17 protein-coding genes are annotated in these 22711 nt (G+C 41.5%); 16 read left to right on the forward strand and 1 reads right to left on the reverse strand.

Going from position 1 to position 22711, the window contains the following annotated elements:
* Positions 1-200: 200 nt before the first annotated feature.
* Positions 201-1199, reverse strand: a complete 999-nt coding sequence (locus C8U37_RS01540; protein WP_146161795.1) for an AraC family transcriptional regulator — start codon at positions 1197-1199, stop codon at positions 201-203.
* 177 nt (positions 1200-1376) lie between these two features.
* Here C8U37_RS01540 and gmd point away from each other — a divergent pair, with 177 nt between their 5' ends.
* The 16 genes from gmd to C8U37_RS01625 all read left to right on the forward strand — a co-directional run bounded on the left by gmd (position 1377) and on the right by C8U37_RS01625 (position 22403).
* Entirely contained in the window at positions 1377-2444 is a 1068-nt protein-coding gene (gene gmd / locus C8U37_RS01545; protein ID WP_108031538.1) for a GDP-mannose 4,6-dehydratase, read from the forward strand.
* A 75-nt stretch (positions 2445-2519) separates the two neighbouring features.
* Positions 2520-3461 (forward strand): GDP-L-fucose synthase, encoded by a 942-nt coding sequence (gene fcl, locus C8U37_RS01550; protein WP_108031539.1) that lies wholly within the window; start codon positions 2520-2522, stop codon positions 3459-3461.
* 33 nt (positions 3462-3494) lie between these two features.
* Complete coding sequence (locus C8U37_RS01555; protein WP_108031540.1) at positions 3495-5120, forward strand: phospho-sugar mutase; 1626 nt, start codon at positions 3495-3497, stop codon at positions 5118-5120.
* Positions 5121-5145: 25 nt separating this feature from the next.
* Positions 5146-6474, forward strand: coding sequence for a sugar phosphate nucleotidyltransferase (locus tag C8U37_RS01560; RefSeq protein ID WP_108031541.1), 1329 nt, complete (start codon positions 5146-5148; stop codon positions 6472-6474).
* Positions 6475-6863: 389 nt separating this feature from the next.
* On the forward strand, positions 6864-7277 hold the full coding sequence (locus C8U37_RS01565; RefSeq protein WP_108031542.1) for a hypothetical protein: 414 nt from the start codon (positions 6864-6866) through the stop codon (positions 7275-7277).
* Positions 7278-7307: 30 nt separating this feature from the next.
* A complete protein-coding gene (locus C8U37_RS01570; protein ID WP_108031543.1) occupies positions 7308-8351 on the forward strand; it encodes a type II TA system antitoxin MqsA family protein in 1044 nt (347 codons plus the stop codon).
* A 1418-nt stretch (positions 8352-9769) separates the two neighbouring features.
* On the forward strand, positions 9770-10684 hold the full coding sequence (gene galU / locus C8U37_RS01580) for a UTP--glucose-1-phosphate uridylyltransferase GalU (protein WP_108031545.1): 915 nt from the start codon (positions 9770-9772) through the stop codon (positions 10682-10684).
* 399 nt (positions 10685-11083) lie between these two features.
* Positions 11084-12112 (forward strand): dTDP-glucose 4,6-dehydratase, encoded by a 1029-nt coding sequence (gene rfbB / locus C8U37_RS01585; RefSeq protein WP_108031546.1) that lies wholly within the window; start codon positions 11084-11086, stop codon positions 12110-12112.
* Positions 12113-12178: 66 nt separating this feature from the next.
* Positions 12179-12649, forward strand: a complete 471-nt coding sequence (locus C8U37_RS01590) for a VanZ family protein (protein ID WP_108031547.1) — start codon at positions 12179-12181, stop codon at positions 12647-12649.
* A 350-nt stretch (positions 12650-12999) separates the two neighbouring features.
* Positions 13000-15576: a hypothetical protein gene (locus C8U37_RS01595; protein ID WP_108031548.1), complete on the forward strand. Its 2577-nt coding sequence runs from the start codon at positions 13000-13002 to the stop codon at positions 15574-15576.
* Between the two features lie 105 nt (positions 15577-15681).
* On the forward strand, positions 15682-16752 hold the full coding sequence (locus C8U37_RS01600; protein ID WP_108031549.1) for a glycosyltransferase: 1071 nt from the start codon (positions 15682-15684) through the stop codon (positions 16750-16752).
* Positions 16753-17176: 424 nt separating this feature from the next.
* Positions 17177-17356 (forward strand): hypothetical protein, encoded by a 180-nt coding sequence (locus C8U37_RS01605; protein ID WP_211306092.1) that lies wholly within the window; start codon positions 17177-17179, stop codon positions 17354-17356.
* An 83-nt stretch (positions 17357-17439) separates the two neighbouring features.
* Positions 17440-17892, forward strand: a complete 453-nt coding sequence (locus C8U37_RS01610) for a JAB domain-containing protein (RefSeq protein WP_108031551.1) — start codon at positions 17440-17442, stop codon at positions 17890-17892.
* A complete protein-coding gene (locus tag C8U37_RS01615) occupies positions 17892-19001 on the forward strand; it encodes a HesA/MoeB/ThiF family protein (protein ID WP_108031552.1) in 1110 nt (369 codons plus the stop codon). Before C8U37_RS01610 ends, C8U37_RS01615 begins: the two co-directional genes overlap by 1 nt.
* The gene (locus C8U37_RS01620; protein ID WP_108031553.1) at positions 18998-20083 is read left to right on the forward strand and encodes a HesA/MoeB/ThiF family protein; all 1086 of its coding nucleotides are present in this window, start codon (positions 18998-19000) and stop codon (positions 20081-20083) included. Before C8U37_RS01615 ends, C8U37_RS01620 begins: the two co-directional genes overlap by 4 nt.
* On the forward strand, positions 20046-22403 hold the full coding sequence (locus C8U37_RS01625) for an excinuclease ABC subunit UvrA (protein WP_211306093.1): 2358 nt from the start codon (positions 20046-20048) through the stop codon (positions 22401-22403). Before C8U37_RS01620 ends, C8U37_RS01625 begins: the two co-directional genes overlap by 38 nt.
* Positions 22404-22711: the final 308 nt, after the last annotated feature.

Genomic DNA, 22711 nt, shown 5'->3' on the forward strand with positions numbered 1-22711 from the left:
ATTTAAATAGGGTATTGGTCCAGTTTAGCAAAATGGTGTTGCTTAGATATAATATTCAATCAATTGAAATAAGCGTATCACTTTAAAAATGGTTCTGATTGTATATGTTGTTTTTATAGTGTCTTATTTTAATACGCACCAAAACATTAAGAAGAAAAGTTGTAGAATTTTTTGATATTTAAAATTATAATAAATAAAATTTATTTTATAATTCCTTTCCATTTTTTTCGATATTCCGAAGCAGTTATTCCTTCGAATTTACGAAAAACTTTATTAAAATAACTATTATCTTCAATCCCACAAAATTGTCCAATTTCGTCAATTTTCATATTTGTAAATCTTAGAAGTTCCTTAGCATATGTAATCCGTTTAGCAATGATGTAATTTGCTATCGTGATTCCATGTGCTTTTTTAAATTCTCTGGACATATGATATTTACTGATGAAGAATTCATCGGCAATTATATCAAGGGGAATTTTTTTTTTGAAATTTTCGTCAAGAAAATCTTTTATCTGTTGAATTTTATCAGCTATCTTATCTGCAGTATTTTCTTGCTGATCAGTATTATCTGTAAGGATTCTCGTGACCAGAGTGTTCAGAAGCTGGGAGATCAGTAGTTCTGAATGAGTGCTTTTGTTATTTGCTAACATCAGCAGGTTCTCTAGAATGGCAGAAAACTCTGGTTTTTCTTCTGATTGGAATGCTACGGAGCCGGTTTTGTTGGAAAAGTAGAGATAATACTGATCCATAAGAATACTATTGAAATGTACCCACATCAATTCCCACGGATCACTGTCTGTGCTTTCATGAGAGTAAGGCTTCTTACAGTCAATGAATAGGCAATCTTCAGATTTTAATTTATAAGTTTTTCCCTTGTAAGTAAACGTACCGCTTCCTGATACCACAATGATGAACAAGAATGAGTCCAGAGCTTCACGCTTGCTGGTATGGGATTTCAGACTTTTTAATTTTCCAATCTCCTGAATGTAGAACAAGGTTCCTTTCGCAAAAGCACTTGGGGTTGAAATGATACGGTAAGAGTCGGTCAATTCTGAAGGCGCATAATTTTCGAAAAAATGCTGTTTACTAGGTAAAGAACCGCTATCTATTTTTTGAAAATGATCGGATGATTTTGTAGCATTTTGAATATCCATAAGATTGTCATTTGTTTTCAAAATAAGTTCACCTTTTTCTGGCAAGATAATACCATCGGATAGCAACTTTATCCATGGCGGTTAACATAAAGTTATATTATAATGATAAAGTATTTATATTTTTGATTTTGGATTGCATATGCATATAATACCATTTATTGAGGTGTTGTAGGGTTCTTATGCAAATATTATTTGAGTTATTATCATACTGAGGAGGCTATTATGAGTAAAGTTGCATTGATTACGGGTATTACAGGGCAGGATGGGTCTTATCTTGCGGAGTTGTTGTTGGAAAAAGGGTATGAGGTGCACGGTATCATTCGTCGTCACAGCACGATTGCTACGGACCGCATCGATCATTTGGTGGAGGATGCAAGCCTGAAGGACCGATTCTTCCTGCATTTCGGAGATTTGACCGATTCTTCCAACTTGGCTATGTTGATCATGAAGATCAAACCAGAAGAAGTCTACAACTTGGGTGCACAATCGCACGTTGCGGTGTCTTTTGAAGTGCCTGAATACACTGCTGAAGCTACTGGTGTGGGTACGATCCGTATATTGGAAGCGATCCGTCAAAGCGGATTGGATATCCGTTTTTACCAAGCATCGACTTCAGAGTTGTTTGGCGGACTGCCTGATACGGCTCCGCAAAGCGAAAGAACACCTTTCTATCCTAAGAGCCCTTATGGAGCAGCTAAACTTTACTCCTACTGGATAACTGTGAACTACCGTGAGTCTTACAACATGTATGCATGTAACGGGATTTTATTCAACCACGAATCACCAAGACGTGGCGAGATTTTCGTAACGCGTAAGATCACGATGGCAGTTGCCAGCATCATGGCCGGCAAACAAGAAACATTGGCTTTGGGTAACATGGACGCGAAACGCGACTGGGGCTTTGCTGGAGACTATATCGAAGGTATGTGGCGGATGCTGCAACAGGAAGAGCCACGTGATTATGTTTTGGCTACGAATGAGACGCATACAGTCCGCGAATTCGTGGAATTGTCCTTCGCTGAAGTCGGTATCGAGATCGAATGGAAAGGCAGCGGCGAAGATGAAAAAGGCTACGACAAGAAAACCGGCCGTCTTTTGGTGGAAGTGGATTCAAGATACTTCCGTCCTGCCGAAGTTGAACTGCTTTGGGGTGACGCTACGAAAGCCGAGACTGAACTTGGTTGGGAGCGTAAAGTCAGCTTCCGCAAACTGGTCGAAATGATGGTCGACGAAGACATGAAGACGATCGCCGGTATGTCATCCGAGGAATACAAGACTATTCAAGTTTAATGTTAGAGACTATATAGAAACTGAAAAACCTGTGGTTTTTCAAAATACATGATTGTTGAGGAGCGCGTTCATTCGATGGAAAAAAATGCAAAAATCTATGTAGCTGGTCATCGCGGTATGGTTGGCTCTGCTATTTTACGTAAATTGGAAGCTGAAGGATACACGAATATCATCACCCGCACGTCCAGCAAGTTGAACCTAATCAGACAAGCGGACGTTGAAGCATTCTTCCAAGAAGAAAAACCGGAATATGTAATCGTGGCAGCTGCGAAAGTCGGCGGCATCATGGCGAACAACACGTACCCAGCTGACTTCATGTATGACAACATGATGATCGAAATGAACGTCATCAAAAATGCCTACGAAAACCAAGTCAAAAAATTATTGCTGCTGGGATCTTCCTGCATCTACCCGCGTATGGCTGAACAACCGATCCGCGAAGACAGCCTTTTGACTGGAGCATTGGAACAAACCAATGAAGCGTATGCTTTAGCCAAGATTTCCGGCCTGAAATACTGTGAATATTTGAACCGTCAGCATGGTACAGGTTACATCAGCGCGATGCCTACGAACTTATACGGTCCAAACGACAATTACCATCCGCAAAACTCGCACGTATTGCCGGCTTTGATCAGAAGATTCCATGAAGCGAAGGAACAACGCGTTCCTGAAGTGGTAGTATGGGGTACCGGAACTGTGCTGAGAGAATTCCTTTACGTGGACGACTTGGCTGATGCTTGCTTGTTCCTGATGGAAAAATATTCAGGCAACGAAACTGTGAACATCGGTACTGGCAAAGACTTGTCTATCGGTGACTTGGCGAGCCTTGTGAAAAAAGTAGTCGGCTATGAAGGCGAAATCGTCTACGATGCGACAAAACCGGACGGCACACCGCGTAAATTATTGGATGTGTCCAAACTGGCCGGCTTGGGCTGGTCCTATTCAACCGAGCTGGAAGAGGGCATCACGATGGCCTACCAGGATTTTTTGAACAGCGAGTATAGAGCGGAAAGATAAGCATCAGAATAAACTTTAGTGAGTGGGTGGAGTATGTACAAGGAAAGAGTTGCAGAATGGTTGGCATTCGATGAGGATACAAAAACGGAATTGTTGGCTATTTCTGATGAGAAGGAACTGGAAGATCGTTTTTACAAAAACGTGTCATTCGGTACTGGTGGTTTGAGAGGCTTGATGGGAGCCGGAACGAACCGTATGAACAGCTATACGGTCAAAAAAGCTTCTATGGGTTTGGCGAACTATGTGCTTTCCCATTCGGCCGGGGAAGCCAGCATCGCCATCGCTTACGATACGCGCAATCATTCGCAACAATTTGCGGAAGATGCAGCTGCTGTATTCAGTTCGATGGGCATCAAGGCTTATCTCTTTGATGTTACCATACCGACGCCGGTCCTATCGTTTGCGGTAAGGCACTTAGGATGTGATGCAGGAATCGTCCTTACAGCCAGCCATAATCCGAAGGAATACAACGGCTATAAAGTCTACGACAATCAAGGCGGGCAGTTGACACCGGATGCCGCACGGGAAGTGACGAGCTTTATCGAATCTATTGAGAATTTTGACTCCGTTAAGGAGTTGACCGGAAATCCAGACTTGATTGAGATGATCGGTGAAGCGGTTTTGGACGTCTTCATTACGGAAATCAGGAAACAGTCGATTCATCAAGGGCATTTGCATGTCGTCTACACGCCATTGCATGGTGCCGGGAATATCCCGGTAAGGCGCGCCTTGGAAGGCTTCAAAGTATCGATCGTAAAAGAGCAGGAATTGCCTGATGGTAATTTCAGCACAGTCCGTTCGCCGAATCCGGAAGACCGCAAGGCGTTGGAGCTGGCGATTGCACAGGCAAAACAAGAAGATGCCGATATCGTAATCGGAACCGACCCGGACTGCGACCGCATCGGCGTGGGCGTGAAACATGAGGGTCAGTACAGACTATTGACAGGCAATCAGATCGGCGCTTTATTGGCGGATTTCGTCATCGCCCATACGGAAGTGACGGAAGATTCGACGCTGATCAAAACGATCGTCACCAATGACTTCGGCGCAAAAATCGCCAGCGGGAAGGGTCTTAAGATCATTGAAACCCTGACAGGCTTCAAATACATCGGCGAGAAGATCAATGAATTCGAAACTTCTGACGATTTGACGAACGAATTCGTGCTGGGCTACGAGGAAAGCTACGGCTACCTGGTAGGCACCCACGCAAGGGATAAGGACGCTGTTGTTTCGGCTTTGCTGATCTGCGAAATGGCCGCCTATTACAAGGCGAAGGGCCTGACTTTATTCGACAAGCTGGAACAGTTGTACGGCGAACACGGTTATTATCTGGACGCCTTGGATTCCGTCACCTTGACGGGTGTCGAAGGGGCTGCGCGAATCAAGGAAATGATGGAAGAAGTCCGGGAATCCGATGCAGATTTCTTCGCAAATGTGGATGAAGTGCGGGATTATGCGACCGGCATCGCTGATCTTCCGAAAGAAAACGTGATCAAGTTCATGTTGAAGGACGAATCATGGGTGGCCATCCGTCCATCCGGAACCGAGCCTAAAATAAAATTCTATTATTCCGTGCGGGCCGATGACGAACAATTGGCGCAGGAAAAACTGCAAGTCATCAAAACGCAGATCCAACAAAATTTGGACATCGCACTATAAATTTGGAAAAAGGAGGGGAAAGCAGATGAAAATTATTTTACTATCAGGTGGATCCGGCAAACGTTTATGGCCGTTGTCCAATGACATCCGCTCCAAGCAATTCTTGAAGCTGTTGAAGAACGAAGACGGTGAATCGGAATCGATGGTGCAGCGCGTGTACAGACAGATCCGTGATACAGGAATCGAAGCCGATTTGGTCATCGCAACCGGCAAAAACCAGGAAGACTCGATTTTGAGCCATCTGGGCGATCTGATCGATATCGTGCTGGAGCCTGAGCGCCGCGATACCTTCCCGGCGATTGCGCTTGCCTCTTCTTACGTATTCTTCGAGAAAAACATGGACAGGGATGAAGCCATCGTTGTTCTGCCGGTCGATCCGTATGCAGAGATCGAGTATTTCGAGACGATCAAAAGCCTGCAGGAATTGGTCGAGAGCGACAAAGCCAAAATCGGCTTGATGGGCATCAAACCGACTTACCCATCCGCCAAGTACGGTTATATTTTGACGGAAAACGGGACCGGAGCAGTCAAAGGTTTCCAGGAAAAACCGTCCGAAACGTTGGCTGAAAAGTTGATCACGGACGGCGCGATGTGGAACGGCGGCGTGTTCGCCTTCAAGGCAGGCTATATCATGGATATCTTGGCATCCTACATCTCCTTCGAGAGCTTCGAGGATGTCCGCGAACAGTACTCGGTGCTGCCAAAAATCAGCTTCGACTATGAAGTCATCGAAAACGAAAATTCCATTTCGATGGTGGAATACACCGGCATCTGGAAAGATTTGGGTACGTGGAACACATTGACCGAAGTCATGGATAGCCATATAGTCGGAAATGTCGTCATGTCCGACAGCTGCAACAACAGCCATGTCATCAATGAACTAGATATCCCGATAACGGTATTGGGTGCCAAAGACATGGTCATCGCAGCGAGTCCGGATGGCATCCTGATTTCGGATAAGCACGAAAGTTCTTACCTGAAGGAATACGTCGACGGCTTGTCTAAGCGACCAATGTATGAAGAGTCTGGCTGGGGAGAGGCGAAGGTCCTGGATTACAATGACAATGAAGACGGCACTTCGACCTTGACGAAGAGCATCTTCATCAAAGCCGGCGAATGCCTGCAGTACCAACAGCATGCCGTCAGGGACGAAATTTGGACCATCATCGATGGCATCGGCGATGTCGTGATCGATGGACACGTCCGCAATGTCCGTCGCGGGGACGTAGCCTACATCACCAAAGGCCAGAAACACTCCATCCGCGCTGTCACAAATATGCGCCTTATCGAAGTCGAGATTGGAAGCGAAATTGTTGAGGAAGATGTAAAGGATCTGGAATGGGCTTGGAAATAGAGAGATAGATATGACGAGAAGATCACTGTCCTAAGAGGGAAGTGGTCTTCTGTTTTATTTTGCGTTAAATTCGCTATGGTGAGGAGGCCGTCGGCTGAGGCTCTCCGACAGATAGCCCTTCTCCGACCAAACACATCCTGCCCGGAGAAGAACTTCTTATCAAAAGCTGATCTCCAGCAAGAGTACGTTGACCGGAGATCCAGCCGGTTCGGATCACGCACATCCCATGAGCCTTACACTCATCGGAGTTCAGCGCCCATCCGGAAGTTTAGTCTTTGGAGCAACACAACCCGCTATCCGAAGCAGTTATCGCATGGGAATAGGCTTAGGATTGTAATTGACAAACTATCAATTGATAGTTTATAATATGTGGACTAGGAGGTGTGCGCGTGAGTCAAAAAATAATATCGTCTGAAGGAGAAGTGAAAACATTTCTTTCTGAACTGAAAGAAATACTGACGGATCCTGCATTCAACGTGGATGTAGATTTGGATATTTTATTGAAGAAAAAAGCTGAGTCTCCGACAGATCCGTATACTACAGGCAATACCTTACTGGAGCTGGAATTTGACAGTAATGATGTCGTAAACCAATTGATGGCATTGGAAGTAAGCGAGTATAAGGAAACTGTTATTGATGACTTGGGCAGCGAACGGCCACCTTTTTTTGCTTTCGCAAAACAAATAAAAAATAAAGACGTCTATGTAAAGGTAAAAATTCGAGATAGAGAAAAGCACAAAATATTCTGTGTGTCCTTTCATTTTGCAAGATTTCCATTTCCGAAAAATTTGCCGTACAAGTAAACAACTGGAGGCAAAAAGGGGGTATAAGGAATGAATAAAGAATATTTAATCGAGAAGGTTAAGATGGATTGTCCTGTTTGCGGGGAAATTCATAATGTTGAAAAAAGGAAGAGAATGACCCAAGGAATTGTTAAGGGAGAAGTTGTAGACTTTGAGGAAGTATTTTTTCTATGTCCAATAACGGGTGAAGAAGAGAATGAATTCGTGTCCGCAAGGGTTATGGATGAAAATTTATTAAGAGCCAGAGACGCTTATCGAATCGGAAGAGGTTTGTTGACTTCTAATGAGATAGCGGAGATTCGTAATTTTTACGAGTTAACTCAGAGTGAATTTTCAAATTTGCTTGGTTGGGGAGATGTCACTGTCACACGCTACGAAAGCAAGACAATACAAGATGAAACCTACGATAATCTTATGCGGATGACAGGTGAAAACCCATTTTTTGCGCTACAGAGTTTGGAGAAGCATGAGGCTAGATTTACGGAAGAAAAGTATCATAAAATTAGAAATAAGATTATTAAGCGTGTTGAGGAGTCTGGAACTCAATACCTAAAAATACAAGAGATCAACAGCATTTACGTAAATTACGAAGACGAGAGCGATTACAATGGATATAGAGCATTAAATTTGGAGAAGGTTGCAAACGTTGTTGGATACTTTGCTAATTTCGTAAACAACTTATATAAAGTTAAACTTATGAAACTTTTGTGGTATGCGGATGTAGTCAACTTTAAAAGATTTGGAAAATCAATGACGGGTTTAGTGTATAAACATATGCCATATGGTGCGTTGCCTTTAGCGTACGATGAGATTATTCATTTACCGACAGTCACAGTGGAAGAGGAAATGCTTAACGATTATATCAGCTATAAAATTCTACCAAATAGCGAAGTAAATATTTCAAGTTTCACAATCGAAGAATTGAGTGTTTTAGAGATGATTTCAAAAAAATTCAATAATTATCGTTCAAAAGACATCGTCGATTATATGCACAAAGAAAAAGCGTATAAAGAGACAGAACCATATAAATTAATTTCTTTCGAGCTTGCAAAAGAGTTGAATGAACTTACTTGAGATGCTTCGGGTATATCTCAAGGGGACAGCATTAATAACCTTCATTCCCGGATTATTATAACGTGGTACTGAAAAATCCCTTACCTACGGTCTTTTCCGATAAACCTCGTTATAAATTGCCACGATGATTTATAACGAGGTTTATCTGGGAAACATTGATTTATCAACCATTTAACGCTCCTCGTTATAATTTTATCGGGAATCCAGGTAATAAGCTTTAGAGGAGATTTTTCGGTTGAAAAATCTCCTCTAAAGCTTTTCGTATTTTTTTGGTCATTCCATTGAATCAAACCTTTAGTTAAATTCGATAGTGAAGTTTGTTTTAAGGATTATAGCTAGCTCCGAGCAATAGAATTTTAAAATCCTTTTTCATAATTGGCTGAGAAAGTTGGTATTTAGATCGGCGGATATCAATGGAAATCTTTGAAATGAATTTATAGGCTCTCGGGGAGCTACTCCTCCCAATCACAAAACTCATTGCCATAGACCATAAGGACTCTAGCATGCTTGATAAAAATAGACTAATTTTCATAGACACCACTCCCTTTATTGTTGCTTGCTGAGCCTGGAGGCTCAAATATCTGATTATCGAAATAACGAGAAACAAGGTAAAGGCTATGAAAATCATTTTGTGATTTGAGATAGAGTAAATCTCTCCAAGGGATAAACTCCCCGACAACCCATAAGTTCACATTAAATTATATATCGTAAAATTATTTTATACAATAGTAATGCGAGAAAATAAATTTTATTGATTGTAGAATAAAACCATATTCACAACGTATAAAAAGATTTGAGACTATCAACGTTATTTTAATTATCAACGATACACTAGATTTTTCGGACAATATAAGTTTGCTTAATGATTCCCCGAATAATTACCCATTATGTACAAATCACCTTGCTATTTGCTGCCGCCTCAGGAAAGCGATAAGCTGTCCCACGGTTAGCGCCCCCTTCGTCGGAGAACAATCTCGCGCCGAATACCTATCTCCGGCGTGAGAATGTTGGCCGGACGGAGTTGCGCTCCCATTTGGAGACTCTGTACCGATGAGCGAGTCCTTCATCGGTGCTACGCACTCTTATGAATGCACAAACTCCGGGGAAGCAACGAAGGAAGATGAAACAACCACCTCGGATGGTATAAGGTCAACAACTAAGCTCGCAGGCACAGACTAAAAAATTAGTTTGTGCCTTTTTCTTTGCCTTGCCATAAGATTAATTTTTCATTAGAAGTAACCGTTTACTTATGTCCCAAGATTAAAAATCAATATAGTTATTTTCATGGAAATGTAGTAAAATTTGGGAGTGAGTGAAAATAGTATCATGAGGTATTTTGAAATCATCATAAGACAATTTCGAGTGTTTGTGGATTTTGTATCATTGACCGTATTAAACCTAAAGGAGCGAATAACAGTATGCATAAAGTTAGAAAAGCAGTGATTCCGGCGGCCGGATTCGGCACGCGTTTTTTACCGGCTACGAAGGCGATGGCGAAAGAGATGTTGCCGATCGTCGATAAGCCGACCATCCAATTCATCGTCGAGGAGGCCATCGCGTCGGGCATCGAGGAAATCCTGATCGTCACGGGCAAAAGCAAGCGCGCGATCGAGGACCATTTCGATTCCAATGTCGAGTTGGAGATGAATCTGCGCGAAAAAGGCAAGGACGAGTTGTTGGCGTTGGTGCAAGAAACTACAGGCGTGCGCATCCACTTTGTGCGTCAGGCTTATCCATTGGGGCTTGGCCATGCCGTCCTGCAGGCAAAAGCCTTCGTCGGCCAGGAACCTTTCGTCGTCATGCTTGGGGACGACCTGATGGAAGATGAAGTGCCATTGGCGAAGCAACTGATCAACGCCTACGACCGCACGCATGCATCGAATATCGCGGTCATGGAAGTGCCTTACGAGGAGACGTCGAAATACGGCATCATCGATATCGCTTCCGAGTTGGAGCCGGGGCTGTACAATGTCAGCCGTTTCGTGGAGAAACCGAAAGCGGAGGAAGCACCGAGCAACTTGGCCATCATCGGCCGTTACCTGTTGACGCCGGAGATCTTCGACATTCTGGAGAACCAGACGCCGGGCGCAGGCGGCGAGATTCAACTGACCGATGCGATCGATACTTTGAACCAAACGCAGCGTGTGTTTGCGAAGCGATTTGAAGGCACGCGCTATGATGTCGGGGATAAGTTTGGGTTTATGACGACAAGCATCGGGTATGGTTTGACGCACCCGGAGATCAAAGGGAAGCTGAAGGAATATATTATTGCGCTTGGGAAAGAATTGAGCGGAGAGACGGCCGCTGCTGAGACGGCTGCTTCAGTGATGTAGAAATACCGTTTTTCGGGTGTTTGTTTTGAAGATTAGCACACCTGAGGGTGTGCTGGGGCGCCAGCTCCGACGAGCGCGCCCCTGATCGGAGAACAGACTCGCGCCGATGAACCAACTCCGGTGAGAATGCTTTCGCCGGAGCTGGATCATTTGAGCATACCCCAACTCCGGCGAAGCCGCCGTGGTCTGAGGTAATCGTCTTTTCGGATCCTCAGCCCCGGCAATAAAACCGCTTATCTAGTTGGTTTGGCGTATGCTGTGACTGTATATTAAATGGAGTGAGGTGCAGGCTGGGATTACCGGTCTGTGCCTATCTTTATATTATAGGAACTTTTTTTAGTGTCAGACTATAAACCGGAGTCCTTTACCGTGGAAATGAAGTTCTGGGAGACAAAGAGAATGAAAAATATCATTGTTACCGGCGGGGCCGGATTCATCGGATCGAATTTTGTTCATTTTATAGTGGACAACCATCCCGAAGTGCACATCACAGTTCTGGACAAACTGACCTATGCGGGAAACAAGAAGAATCTGGCTGAGCTGCCGGTAGATCGGGTAGAACTAGTTGTAGGGAATATCATGGATGCCGAACTTGTGAATCGGCTTGTGAAAGAGGCGGATGCGGTCGTGCATTACGCTGCCGAGTCGCATAATGACAATTCATTGAGCAATCCTTTTCCGTTTGTTCAGACGAACATCATTGGAACGTACACGTTGATTGAAGCCTGCCGAAAATACGGCGTGCGTTATCACCATATTTCAACGGACGAAGTGTACGGCGACTTGCCATTGCGTGAGAACTTGCCCGGAAAAGGGGAAGGTCCTGGTGAAAAATTTACCTCTGAGGCAGCTTACAATCCTTCCAGCCCCTATGCAGCCACAAAAGCAGGTTCTGACTTGTTGGTCAGGGCTTGGGTACGTTCATTCGGTCTAAAAGCGACCATTTCGAACTGTTCCAATAACTATGGCCCTTACCAACACATCGAAAAATTTATCCCACGCCAAATCACCAATATCCTATCGGGCATGCGTCCGAAACTATATGGGGACGGAAAACATGTGCGCGATTGGATCCATGTGGATGACCATTCAGCGGCGGTATGGACGATTTTGATGAAGGGCCGGATCGGGGAAACCTATTTGATTGGTGCCGACGGAGAAGAGAACAACCAGCACGTTCTTGAACTGATTCTGGAACTAATGGGCCAACCGAAAGATGCTTATGATCATGTAAAAAATCGCGCGGGACACGATTTGCGTTATGCAATCGACGCTACAAAGTTACGCGAAGAGTTGCGGTGGAAACCGCAATTTGTTGATTTCCGGGAGGGCTTGGCGGACACGATAGAATGGTATAGGGTCAATAAAGACTGGTGGGCAGACGAAAAAGAAGCTGTTGAAGCAAATTATTTTAATAATAACCAATAGCGATTAGAAAGACGCTCTTCTGGAGCCAGTTTTTTGATCAAATGAAAATAAAGGAGGCCTGTGGATATGCTGAAAGTCAACCAACGCAAACTGCTGATCCTACTGGCGGTGGTCTTCTGGATGGCGATCATCTTCAAGCTTTCAGCACAGCCCGGAGAACAATCGAACCTCCTGAGCACAAAAGTGACGACGGCCATCGTCAGCCTGGCAAAGCTATTCCGGCCTGACGTGAATGTCCTAACATTGAATCACTTCATCCGCAAATGCGCCCATTTTCTTGCCTATCTTGTGTTGGGAATCATCGTTCTGGTTGCGGTGAGACGGATCGGCTTGACGGGTAAAAAAGGGGTAGGCTTCACATTGCTGCTCTGCATCGGCTACGCCATCACCAACGAACTGCACCAAGCCTTCGTTCCCGGCCGCACCCCGAATCTGCTGGATGTTTTGATAGACAACAGCGGAGCGTCGTTGGGCATTGGGATTTATGTTCTATTTGTGGAAAACAGATGGAAAGAACTGAAGCAGAAGCTTTTGTAATTCACCCGATGGTGTAGCTCCTGCTGCGGCCACAACGCAAGCAGCCATCTCCGGTGAGCTAAGTGCCTGCTCGGAGAACAGCGTTGCGCCAAATAGCTCACTTCCGACGAAAATCACCCTTATCGGAGGAAAGCAGACGACCAATAACAAACATAAACAAAGAAGAGGAACTATTATGAGCAGGAGTTAGCCGGTATTATACGTTTCATCTATGGATCTTTACAGGTGCTGAATTATGTTTTGAAGCTATTGCTGATGTTGCGAAATTTGGTATATATGTAACCACATGCCTTACGATGACTGTGTGTATAAACATCATAAAAACTCACTGAGTAGACGAGGAGTCATGCATGAGAGATCAATACAACTTTGACCTTTTATCTTTTAACAAACAACTAAAAGATCAGCTAGCAGAAGTGACAAAAGAAAAAGAAGTCAACAATATGAAGCTTTTCGTTATGAATGATGAAGCAAAAGTGTCAGTGACTTTAGAAGCAAAATATGAAAAGATGGATTACTATCATGGTCTAAGTCCTAAATTTGATGAAGTTAAACTAAAAGAATTCTTATTTCCCGAGAATACTAATAGTGAAGATTGCGGATTTGAAATCAATAATCCGGATAATTTTTGGCGAAAGATCAAAGTAGAGCAGAATAAACACGAGTACGTGAATCTTTTTGTTAAAGATGGTTGGACCAAGGACAAGAAATCAAATTCGATTACAATAGGTTCTTACTGTCAGCTGCCTGATGAAATGCACATTACTTTATTGGGACGTGCTATTTTACAGATGGCAACACATTTCGGCTTCAGTGTTAAATTATCTGCACAGGATCAGCGGGAATTCCTCCAAATTTTGAAAGACTGTTTCAGCGGAATTATTGAATTTCCCAAAGAATTCAGAAAAGAAGATTATAAAAACAGCCTATACTGGCAGTTCAATGATGATTTTTCTGTGATATATATTAAGGGGATATGGCCGCTATCAGTAGTAAACGAAATAACCCAACGGTATGACTGTCAGAACAACACTTTAATTTTGAAAAGTTGCGGTGGTAATAGTAGTGGCGAGTTATTCAGTCTTCTGACTTTTGATAAAGCGAATATAGATAAATATCATAATAATTTTGATAACGTTTATTACAGTGGCGTGATGCCGAAAGTAATCAAAATTCGCTATGAAGAAAAGCCAACAGCTGCAGATAAAATGAAATACATTGTATTTGAGGTTGTCCGAACAACATTTGCAACTGTAGATATGCTTGATAATCCAGCCATTTTATCACAGCCATTTTTTCAATCAAAAGTAGAGGATTCAGAAACAAACGATCTGAAGCGATCTGAGTTAATGATGAATTTTGATCAGCATGAGGATAATATCCAAAATGAGTATCTGTATAATCCTGAATACAATCCGAAGTCTGACTGTGAACCTGAGGATAAATCAGAAATAGAAACGAAAAAAGAATCAACAACGGAATCAGAAAAAATTGATGTAAACGATACTGATACTGAAAGAATCTTTTTAAGCCCTACAACTGATGCGCAGCGTGACTACGAAAAATGGATGATTGACAACCTGAATCAATATCTTGAACGAAGTCTGAATAGCAATACGGTTGCCGTTTCTGCCAATATTGTAACAAAGGATGATTACCTTCTTATTGGCAAAAGAGGAGAACTTACCATAGACAACAGTCAATACTATTGCTCCGTGAACGGACAATCTGAGTTCAGAGATCCGAATGTGTCATTCTACAGAAATAGTGTATTTGAAGACTTGCCCTCAATGGAGTTCGATTCAAAATATAGAATTGATTTAAACAACGAAATTCAAAGAGAGGCTTTAGCTGAACTGGGATTGCCTTTTTTTGAGCATGAGTGGTCCTATTACGGGATCTCGTATTTGAGCATAAATAATAGTGTTATTGACGAACAAAGACAGGTTATGAAAAGGAGAATGCACTTCAATGTATTAACGCATAATTCAACTTCATACACCTTTGCTGACATAAACAAAAGTCAGAAAAAAGCAACTGAAAGTTTTGAGAATGAACGTCTACGTGGAATTAAAATTAAAGTACATCCTGATGTTTGGGCCATGCTTTGTTCCCTAGGAAAAAGTGTCATTGAATTTTTTATCAAATATAAGTCCAATATATTCATCCTTTACTTCATTCTGTCTTTGTTTTCACCTGTAGATGGAATCATGAATTTCAGTGAATCTACTGAAGCGCGTACCATTACAGGATTCACCCGTTTGATGATCAGTAATATCATGAATTTAGGTATGAAGACCATAATTGATATTTTGATCTTTATATTTTTCATCTTTACGTCATGGATTGAAAGAAGAAGATATAAACCAATAAAAGAACTGCTAGGTACTAAGAATTTTATAATCAAATTCCATACAGAAAAATGCGCGCCTGGTAAGGAATCAAATCAGCAAATACAAATTATCAAATGGAAGAGAATATACGAAACCGTTACAGAAAAAAATTTACTGCATGGTTTCTTAAGAAAAAAAACAGACAATTTGAGGAGCATGTATGATGAAAGCTCAATCAAAATAATCGTGGAAAAGATAGTCAATAGACTGAAAAAATTTATCTCAAGAATAAATAACCCTTTTAATAATAACAAGCATCTGAGTGCCATGAAAAACTGGCTTTCAAAAGAACTAGCATCCTCTCGAGCAAATCGAGCCAGAAATGAAATCAATAGCGTGCATGGTATAGTCTATGTCATGTACTCACTTCATTTCTATGAAAGAGTAAAAACTATGAAAAAGCCTATTTCTTGGCCAATACTAAAGTTTACCCGATTTAAGTTTATTAATAATTTACTCTCGACACTAATTCTTTTTGTTGTTACAGCAATAATTGCAGTCATAGCAATCTCTTATTATTTTCCAGATATCTAAGTAAGTGTATTCAGCTATACACGAAACATAATTACAATAGTGTATTTCTTGGAATATTCATAATTACTATACTGTTTTACATAATCAGAAAATGAGGAGCACCCCATGAACAATCAATACCTTGCATTTTACGCATCCTCCCACGGCTTCGGGCACATGACCCGTTGCCTGGCGATCATTGAGGGAATTTTGGAGACGACTGATCACCGGGTTTATCTCGCGAGCGGCGCATATCAGAATGCCTTCGCTCGCGTTTATCTGGCGCGATTCGGCAACCGTGTGACCTACCGGGACATCTGCACCGAGGTCGGCCTCGTCAACAAGGACAACAGTCTCCAAGTCGACATCCCACGTCTCGAACACGAGCTGAACGATTTCATGGCTGGTTGGGAGACCGCCGTGGCCGCGGAAGTCACCATTCTGCGCGATCTATCCGTCGCCTGCGTTATCAGTGACATCAGCGCCATCGGCATTCAAGTGGGAGAACAATTAGGTGTGCGCAACATCGGCATCGCCAACTTCACTTGGTGCGAACAGTACGAGCACCTCGGCCTTTCCGAAACCATCATCGCCCGCTTCAGGGAAGTCTACGCCAAACTAGACATCCTGATCGAATACGACTTGATGCTGCCGGCACCCAAGCTATCCATACCAAGAAAACAGACCGGCTTCATCTGCCGCCGCTTCGATTCTGACCGCATCGCCGCCATCAAAGCCCAATATGGTCCGAGCATCTTCATCACTTGCGGCAAATCAGCAGATCTGAACAACATCCAAATCGACAACTACGACGGCACCATCTTTACAACCAGCGGCATCAATATCACCGCTACCGGCGATGCCACCGTGGTCCAACTCCCCGTCGAAACCTTCGACACCCACAACTACCTCGCCGCCAGCGACCTCGTGATCGCTAAAGCCGGCTGGGGCACCATCGCCGAGTCGCTCCTTTCCAAACGGAACCTCGTGCTTATCGAAAGGGAAGGTGTCCTGGAAGACACCGAAAACATCGACGAACTCAAACGCCGAGGAGTCGCAGTTTCGATTAAGGAAATCGATCTAGCCCGCATCGATATGCAAGCGATCAGCGACCTGATCGTAGAGAACATCATCAGAGAAAATCTGGATGCGTATCAAAATACGGTAGAGGACATCGTCCGTGCCCTGAATATCTGAGAAACGTCAAAGGTGTGCCCACCTCCGATGAGGCCTATCTCAACCGGAGCAAGCATCCGCAAAACAAGCGCACCTCCGACCAAGCCGCGTTGGTCGGAGGTGATGATCTTTTTGGATGTTGTTCTCCGATGAGAGGGTTACGCCGGGGAGATCAACTCCGGTGAGCGAATGTTGGCCGGAGGAAGATGCGTCGCGCGGGGTCGAACTCCGGTGAAGCCACGTTGGTCGGAGGTAATCATCTTTTTGGAAGATTCCACTAAAGCGAATGATCCACTTTTGAAGAAACACTAACATTATGTTTCATTGATTCTGAGTAATAGAGAAAAAGAAGATAACCGTATCCGGATGGTAGCGCTTAAAATTTGTGTTGAAAAAATTGAATAATATTATATAATTAAAGGAAATAGTATTGGAGATGAGTGCTGTGAATAATTTACAATTTGAAGAAGTAAATGAAAGTGAATTGTTTGCCGATTATACGGCAGATTGTTCAGGCGGTAGATCAGATTGCTGTACTCGAGTGTGTACAAGAAACGGTTACGTTTCTACTGAAGATGAATGGGGAAAGTTCCTTGAAGTTGAAGGTGGAGTAATCCAGTATTAATTTTTGATGATCATATGGATAATTCTGCTGTAACCTATAAAAATTGGGTTGCAGCAGTTTTTTTATAGAAGGGAAAAGAAAAGATGATTTTAGACAGCGTAAGATTAGAACTAGTCACAGACCATAGATTTGAGATAGATATGGAAACAAATTATGCTTTTGGAGTTGAGTGCGCAGGTGAGATATTTTCAAAAAAAATTGGAAAATCTAACGTTGAAAATGTCGGACTGATTTGTTTAGATAGTACGAATCGGATAATTAATTATGCTTGCGTTGCAATAGGAAGTATAGAAAGTGTGAAAGTCAGTATTGCAGAAATATTCAAGATAGCTTTGCTGTCCAATTCTTCACAAATTATTATTGCACATAACCACCCAAGTGGAGTATTAGAAATAACGGAAGCGGATATCTCGTTAACAAAGAAAATTGGTACAATTGCAAAAATATTTGATATCAAATTGATAGATTCACTGATAGTGAATTCTAAAGAAGAGGTTCTTTCAATCCGGGAAAATTTCTTCATGGAGGAAGCGTAATGGATAACCAAACTGTATATAAGATCAAGGATTCCGTGGATCTGTTCTTAAGCGATGAAAAATATTTAATGGCCTACTATATGAATACTAGACAAAGAAAAAGTTTTAAGATCAATAAAGAGATGATTTTATTGATTGAGCAAATTGATGGTAAGCACACAGTACAAGAATTGAAAGATTACATGACTGTTCATCATCAGAGTGACAATGAATCTGTAGCGTTTGTATTGGCGTTAATGGAAAGCAATAGATTAATTACTGATACTAAAGTAAAGGACAATATATTGAGTGTGGAGGAGCATGAACGCTATAGTCGTCAGATAAACTACTTTTCAGAGTTCCTGGGGAGTGAAGAGGAAGGAATCTATGGTCAGAAGAAATTGATGAACGCACATGTATTAATTTTTGGTTGTGGAGCCATAGGTGGGAATATAGCAATGGAGTTAGTTATGGCTGGCGTAAAAAATATAACGTTATATGACTACGATACAGTAGCGTGCTCCGATGTATCCAGACATATGTATTTTAGAGAGGAACATATTGGAGAGGGGAAAGTAGCTGCGTTAAAAGAAGAACTATATAAAATAGATCATTCTGTTGAAGTCTATGCAATAGAGGAGAGCATGAATCCATATTCTGATATTGAGGGGTATATCAAGGAAGCTGACTTTGTGATCAACACATTGGATGAACCCTATATTGGGTATACATCTTCAAAAATTTCCAGATGCTGCATCCAATACAATATTCCGCATTATATTGCAGGTGGTTTTGATGCCCATTTAGCAAGTACGGGGGAACTGATAATTCCACATGTAACGCCTTGTGTTGAATGCTATGCGGGACATTTCAAGGAGACGCTGAAGGGGTGGAAACCAAAGGAACACCCTGTGCGAGAACGATATACAGAAATCGGTGGGCTAGCCTCAATGTCACTATTTTCAGCATCATTTGCAGCAATCGAAATAATAAAATATATTGCTGGGCTGGTTAACATCAGCGAAGAATATAAAGTAAGAGGAGAATTATTATTTACAGATCTGAGTTTAACTTATCTCAATGTCATGAAAAATAATAATTGTCCGGTTTGTGGAGGTGATGGAATATGATGCCTAAATTAAATTCAACCGTCTCAGTGGTAAAAATAAGCGATACTATTCTGGAATTCTTCAAAACAAACACGAGGCAACAAGTACGGATCAAGGTTGAAGATGATTCAATATTGAAAATAGTATGTGGATTGGATGGGTTAAAGTCAATAGCAGAAATAGCAAAAGAAAATGCAGTATCTCTAGATGAGTTGAATCCCTTATTGAACTTTTTAAGCAGTAAAGGAATACTGGCCAATGCTTCTCCGAAAGAAGCGTTTGATGAATATGAAAAGTTTCGCAGAACGATCCATTTCCTGGAAGATTTTTCTGTATCACACGATCATCTGGTACATTTATGGCAAAACATTCAAAATGCACAGGTTTTGATTGTTGGTTTGGGAGCAGTCGGTTCTTGGGTAGCCGCAAATTTAGTTCAATCTGGTGTCAGGAATTTTATTCTACTTGATCCCGATAAGGTGGAATTATCGAATCTACATAGACAATTTGGATACGGGGAGAGTGACATTGGAAGAAGAAAAGTTGATGCTTTAGCTGAGAGATTGCATGATTTCAATCACGAGATTAAGGTAACTAAAGTTTGTGAAATGCTCGATGCTGATATACTGGATTCATTTAATGATGAAAAAATAGATTTGATAATAAATTGCGCAGATCAGCCCAATGTTGATACTACCTCTTTATGGGTCGGAGAATATTCAATGAAACGAGGGATTCCCCATATAGTTGGAGGAGGATACAATCTCCATCTATCACTCATTGGTCAATCAGTGATCCCTGGAAGTTCTGCATGTGTGAAATGTTTTCAGAAACAGCTTGAGGAAGAGAATACGATCGACATCAATCGCGTCAAAAAACTGGCAGTGAGCAACAGAAAAGTCGGAAGCTTTGGGCCGATGTGTTCAATAATTGCAAGTATGATCGGAATGGAAGCTATCAAAATTTTATCTGAAGACATCACCCCAGCCAACATTAATCGAAGAGGTGAATTCGATATATACAGTATGGATGTTACATATAAAATATTCGTAAGGAGGGAAGATTGTGAGTGGTGCGGTCATGAAGGACAATATTATCATTAGGGATGCTTATGAAAATAATTTGAAGCACATACATGTGGAGATACCAATCGACAAATTTACGTGTGTAACCGGCGTATCCGGATGTGGAAAATCATCCCTGATTTATGACACTTTGTACGCTGAAAGCCAAAGAGAATTATTGGAAAATCTGTCGGGAAATATGTTTACACAAAAGATAATGAATAAGGCACATGTCGGCTCTATTGAAAATTTAAGACCAGCGTTAAATGTGTCTCAAAATTATTATAATTCAAATCCACGTTCTACTATAGGCACACTATCGGACAGCTCACATTATCTCAGAACATTATTTGCATTGATCACAAATTTTAGCGAGGGCTTGACGCTAAAGGAAAGCTTTTTTTCTTCAAACGATCCGAATAGCTGTTGTGAAAAATGCAAAGGTCTTGGTGAAGAGTATGTAGTTTCGCTGGATAGTTTGATACCGGATGAGGAAAAAACTTTACGTAATGGTGCAATTTCATATTTTAAGGGAAAAGATACTTCGCAAGAATATCAGACGCTGGTTGTTCTCTGTGCTGTGCACAACATCGATCTGGATAAAAGGGTGCGTGATTTATCAGATGAAGAAAAAGAAATACTTTTATATAGAGACAACAGCGAAAGTATTCAGCTGAAATTCAAAACCCCAAAAGGCAGGACTAAGCATAAAAGTGTTGAAGTTAAGGGGGCAATGAGAGAACTACAGGATAAGTTGAAGGATATCGACACCCCATCTGTATTCGCAAGTATTTCAAAGTACTTAATAAAACAAGTATGCTCAGCCTGCAAAGGATCAAAACTAAAAGAAACGGTATTGGCGTATTCCATTTGTAATGAGAATATATCAAATGTGGAAAATATGCCGTTATTTGAATTAGATGAATGGACAGGAAAGGTAAAATATACATATGCGCAAAGTAACATTCATGAGCAAGTAGATCAATTATTGAATCAACTCTTAGTACGAACACATAATATGATTGCGCTGGATGTTGGCTATTTGAGTTTGAATCGTAGTATACCGTCCCTCTCTGGAGGAGAAGTACAACGTGTCAGGATATGCAAACAATTAAACTGTGCATTATCGGGGCTAGTCTATATATTGGATGAACCATGCAAAGGATTACATCCGAGAAATATAATCAGCATTATTGATGCAACCAAAAATCTTGTAGCAAAGGGAAACACTGTGATTGCAATCGAACATAATGGGAAATACATCTCTGAAGCAGATAAGGTGATTGAACTTGGTCCTGTTGGCGGACCAGAAGGCGGGTATGTTATCAATGAGGATGTAAATCAAGTAAGCAAAGAATCAGAAATGGTTTATGAATTTAAAGAAAAGAAAGTGCCAAGGAATTGGATGCGGTTTGAAAACATCAATTTCCGAAACATTATAAATCAAGATGTTGAAGTTCCGTTGGAAAGGATCACCTGCATTACAGGGGTATCCGGCTCGGGAAAAAGCACACTGGTATCTGTGATTGAAAACTGTGTTGCAAGTGGAAAAGCTATCAAGTGTAAGAATTATAGTAATCCTACAAAAATTAAAAACGTTGATTTTGTAAATCAAAAACCCATCGGGAAAACATCTCGTTCTACAGTTGCTTCCTATTTAGATGTGTTTGATAATATCAGACAATTATTCTCACAAACAGAATATGCCCGAATCAATGGATTTACTGCATCAGATTTTAGTCTGAATGTACCTGGTGGGAGATGTGAAAGTTGTCAGGGTACAGGTTTCCAGAAAATTGAATTGAATTACCTACCAGATTCATACATCGAATGCACAGAATGTAGTGGAAGAAGATATCATGATGATCTATTATTGGTTAAATATAAAAATAAAACCATCAACGATATTTTGAACGCACCGATAAGTGAATTGTTTGGAATTTTTGATGGCGTAATACCTATATATTCAAAATTAAAATGTGTGGATGATATAGGGTTAGGATATATTTCATTAGGGCAAATGTCGATGCAACTGTCGGGAGGAGAGGCGCAACGAATCAAACTTGCAAAATCATTGGGTGCTCCGACAAAAAGCAGGAAAATATATATCCTTGATGAACCAACATCAGGACTTCACTTCCAGGATATCGAACTACTTGAGAAAGTTGTGTTGAAGTTGGAAGCACAGGGTGAAACCATTATAATCATTGAACACAATATGGATTTCATTGCAAAAATATCAGATTATTTGTTGGATTTTGGGATTGAATCCGGCGATTTAGGAGGTAAAATTGTAGCAAATGGATTACCAGAAAATGTCTTTAAAAATCCTCAGTCATCTTGGTATGGGCTCGTTTAGGATTTTTGTTCAGTAGAAAATCCCTTTTCTTCGAATACTAGTGTAGTGTTTCATTGGTATGTAGAGTAATTCGTATTTCTTATTGCTCTTGGAAGTAGCTTGTAAGTATAGATTTAGGATAATCATAATTACTGATGAATTACCTTATTTTTCAACAATACACTACACTAGAGTTTATTTAACTTAAGTCAGTTATCAATAAGAGACTTAGAGTATTATAGGAGGGAAAAAAGGCAACTCTGCTTAAATAATACCAAAATGATTATCTGAACTCATAGTGTATTACTGAAGTAAAAAGTTATTGCTAT

The organism is Trichococcus patagoniensis, from assembly GCF_003051085.1.
In the GTDB taxonomy this organism is placed as follows: Bacteria; Bacillota; Bacilli; order Lactobacillales; family Aerococcaceae; genus Trichococcus; species Trichococcus patagoniensis.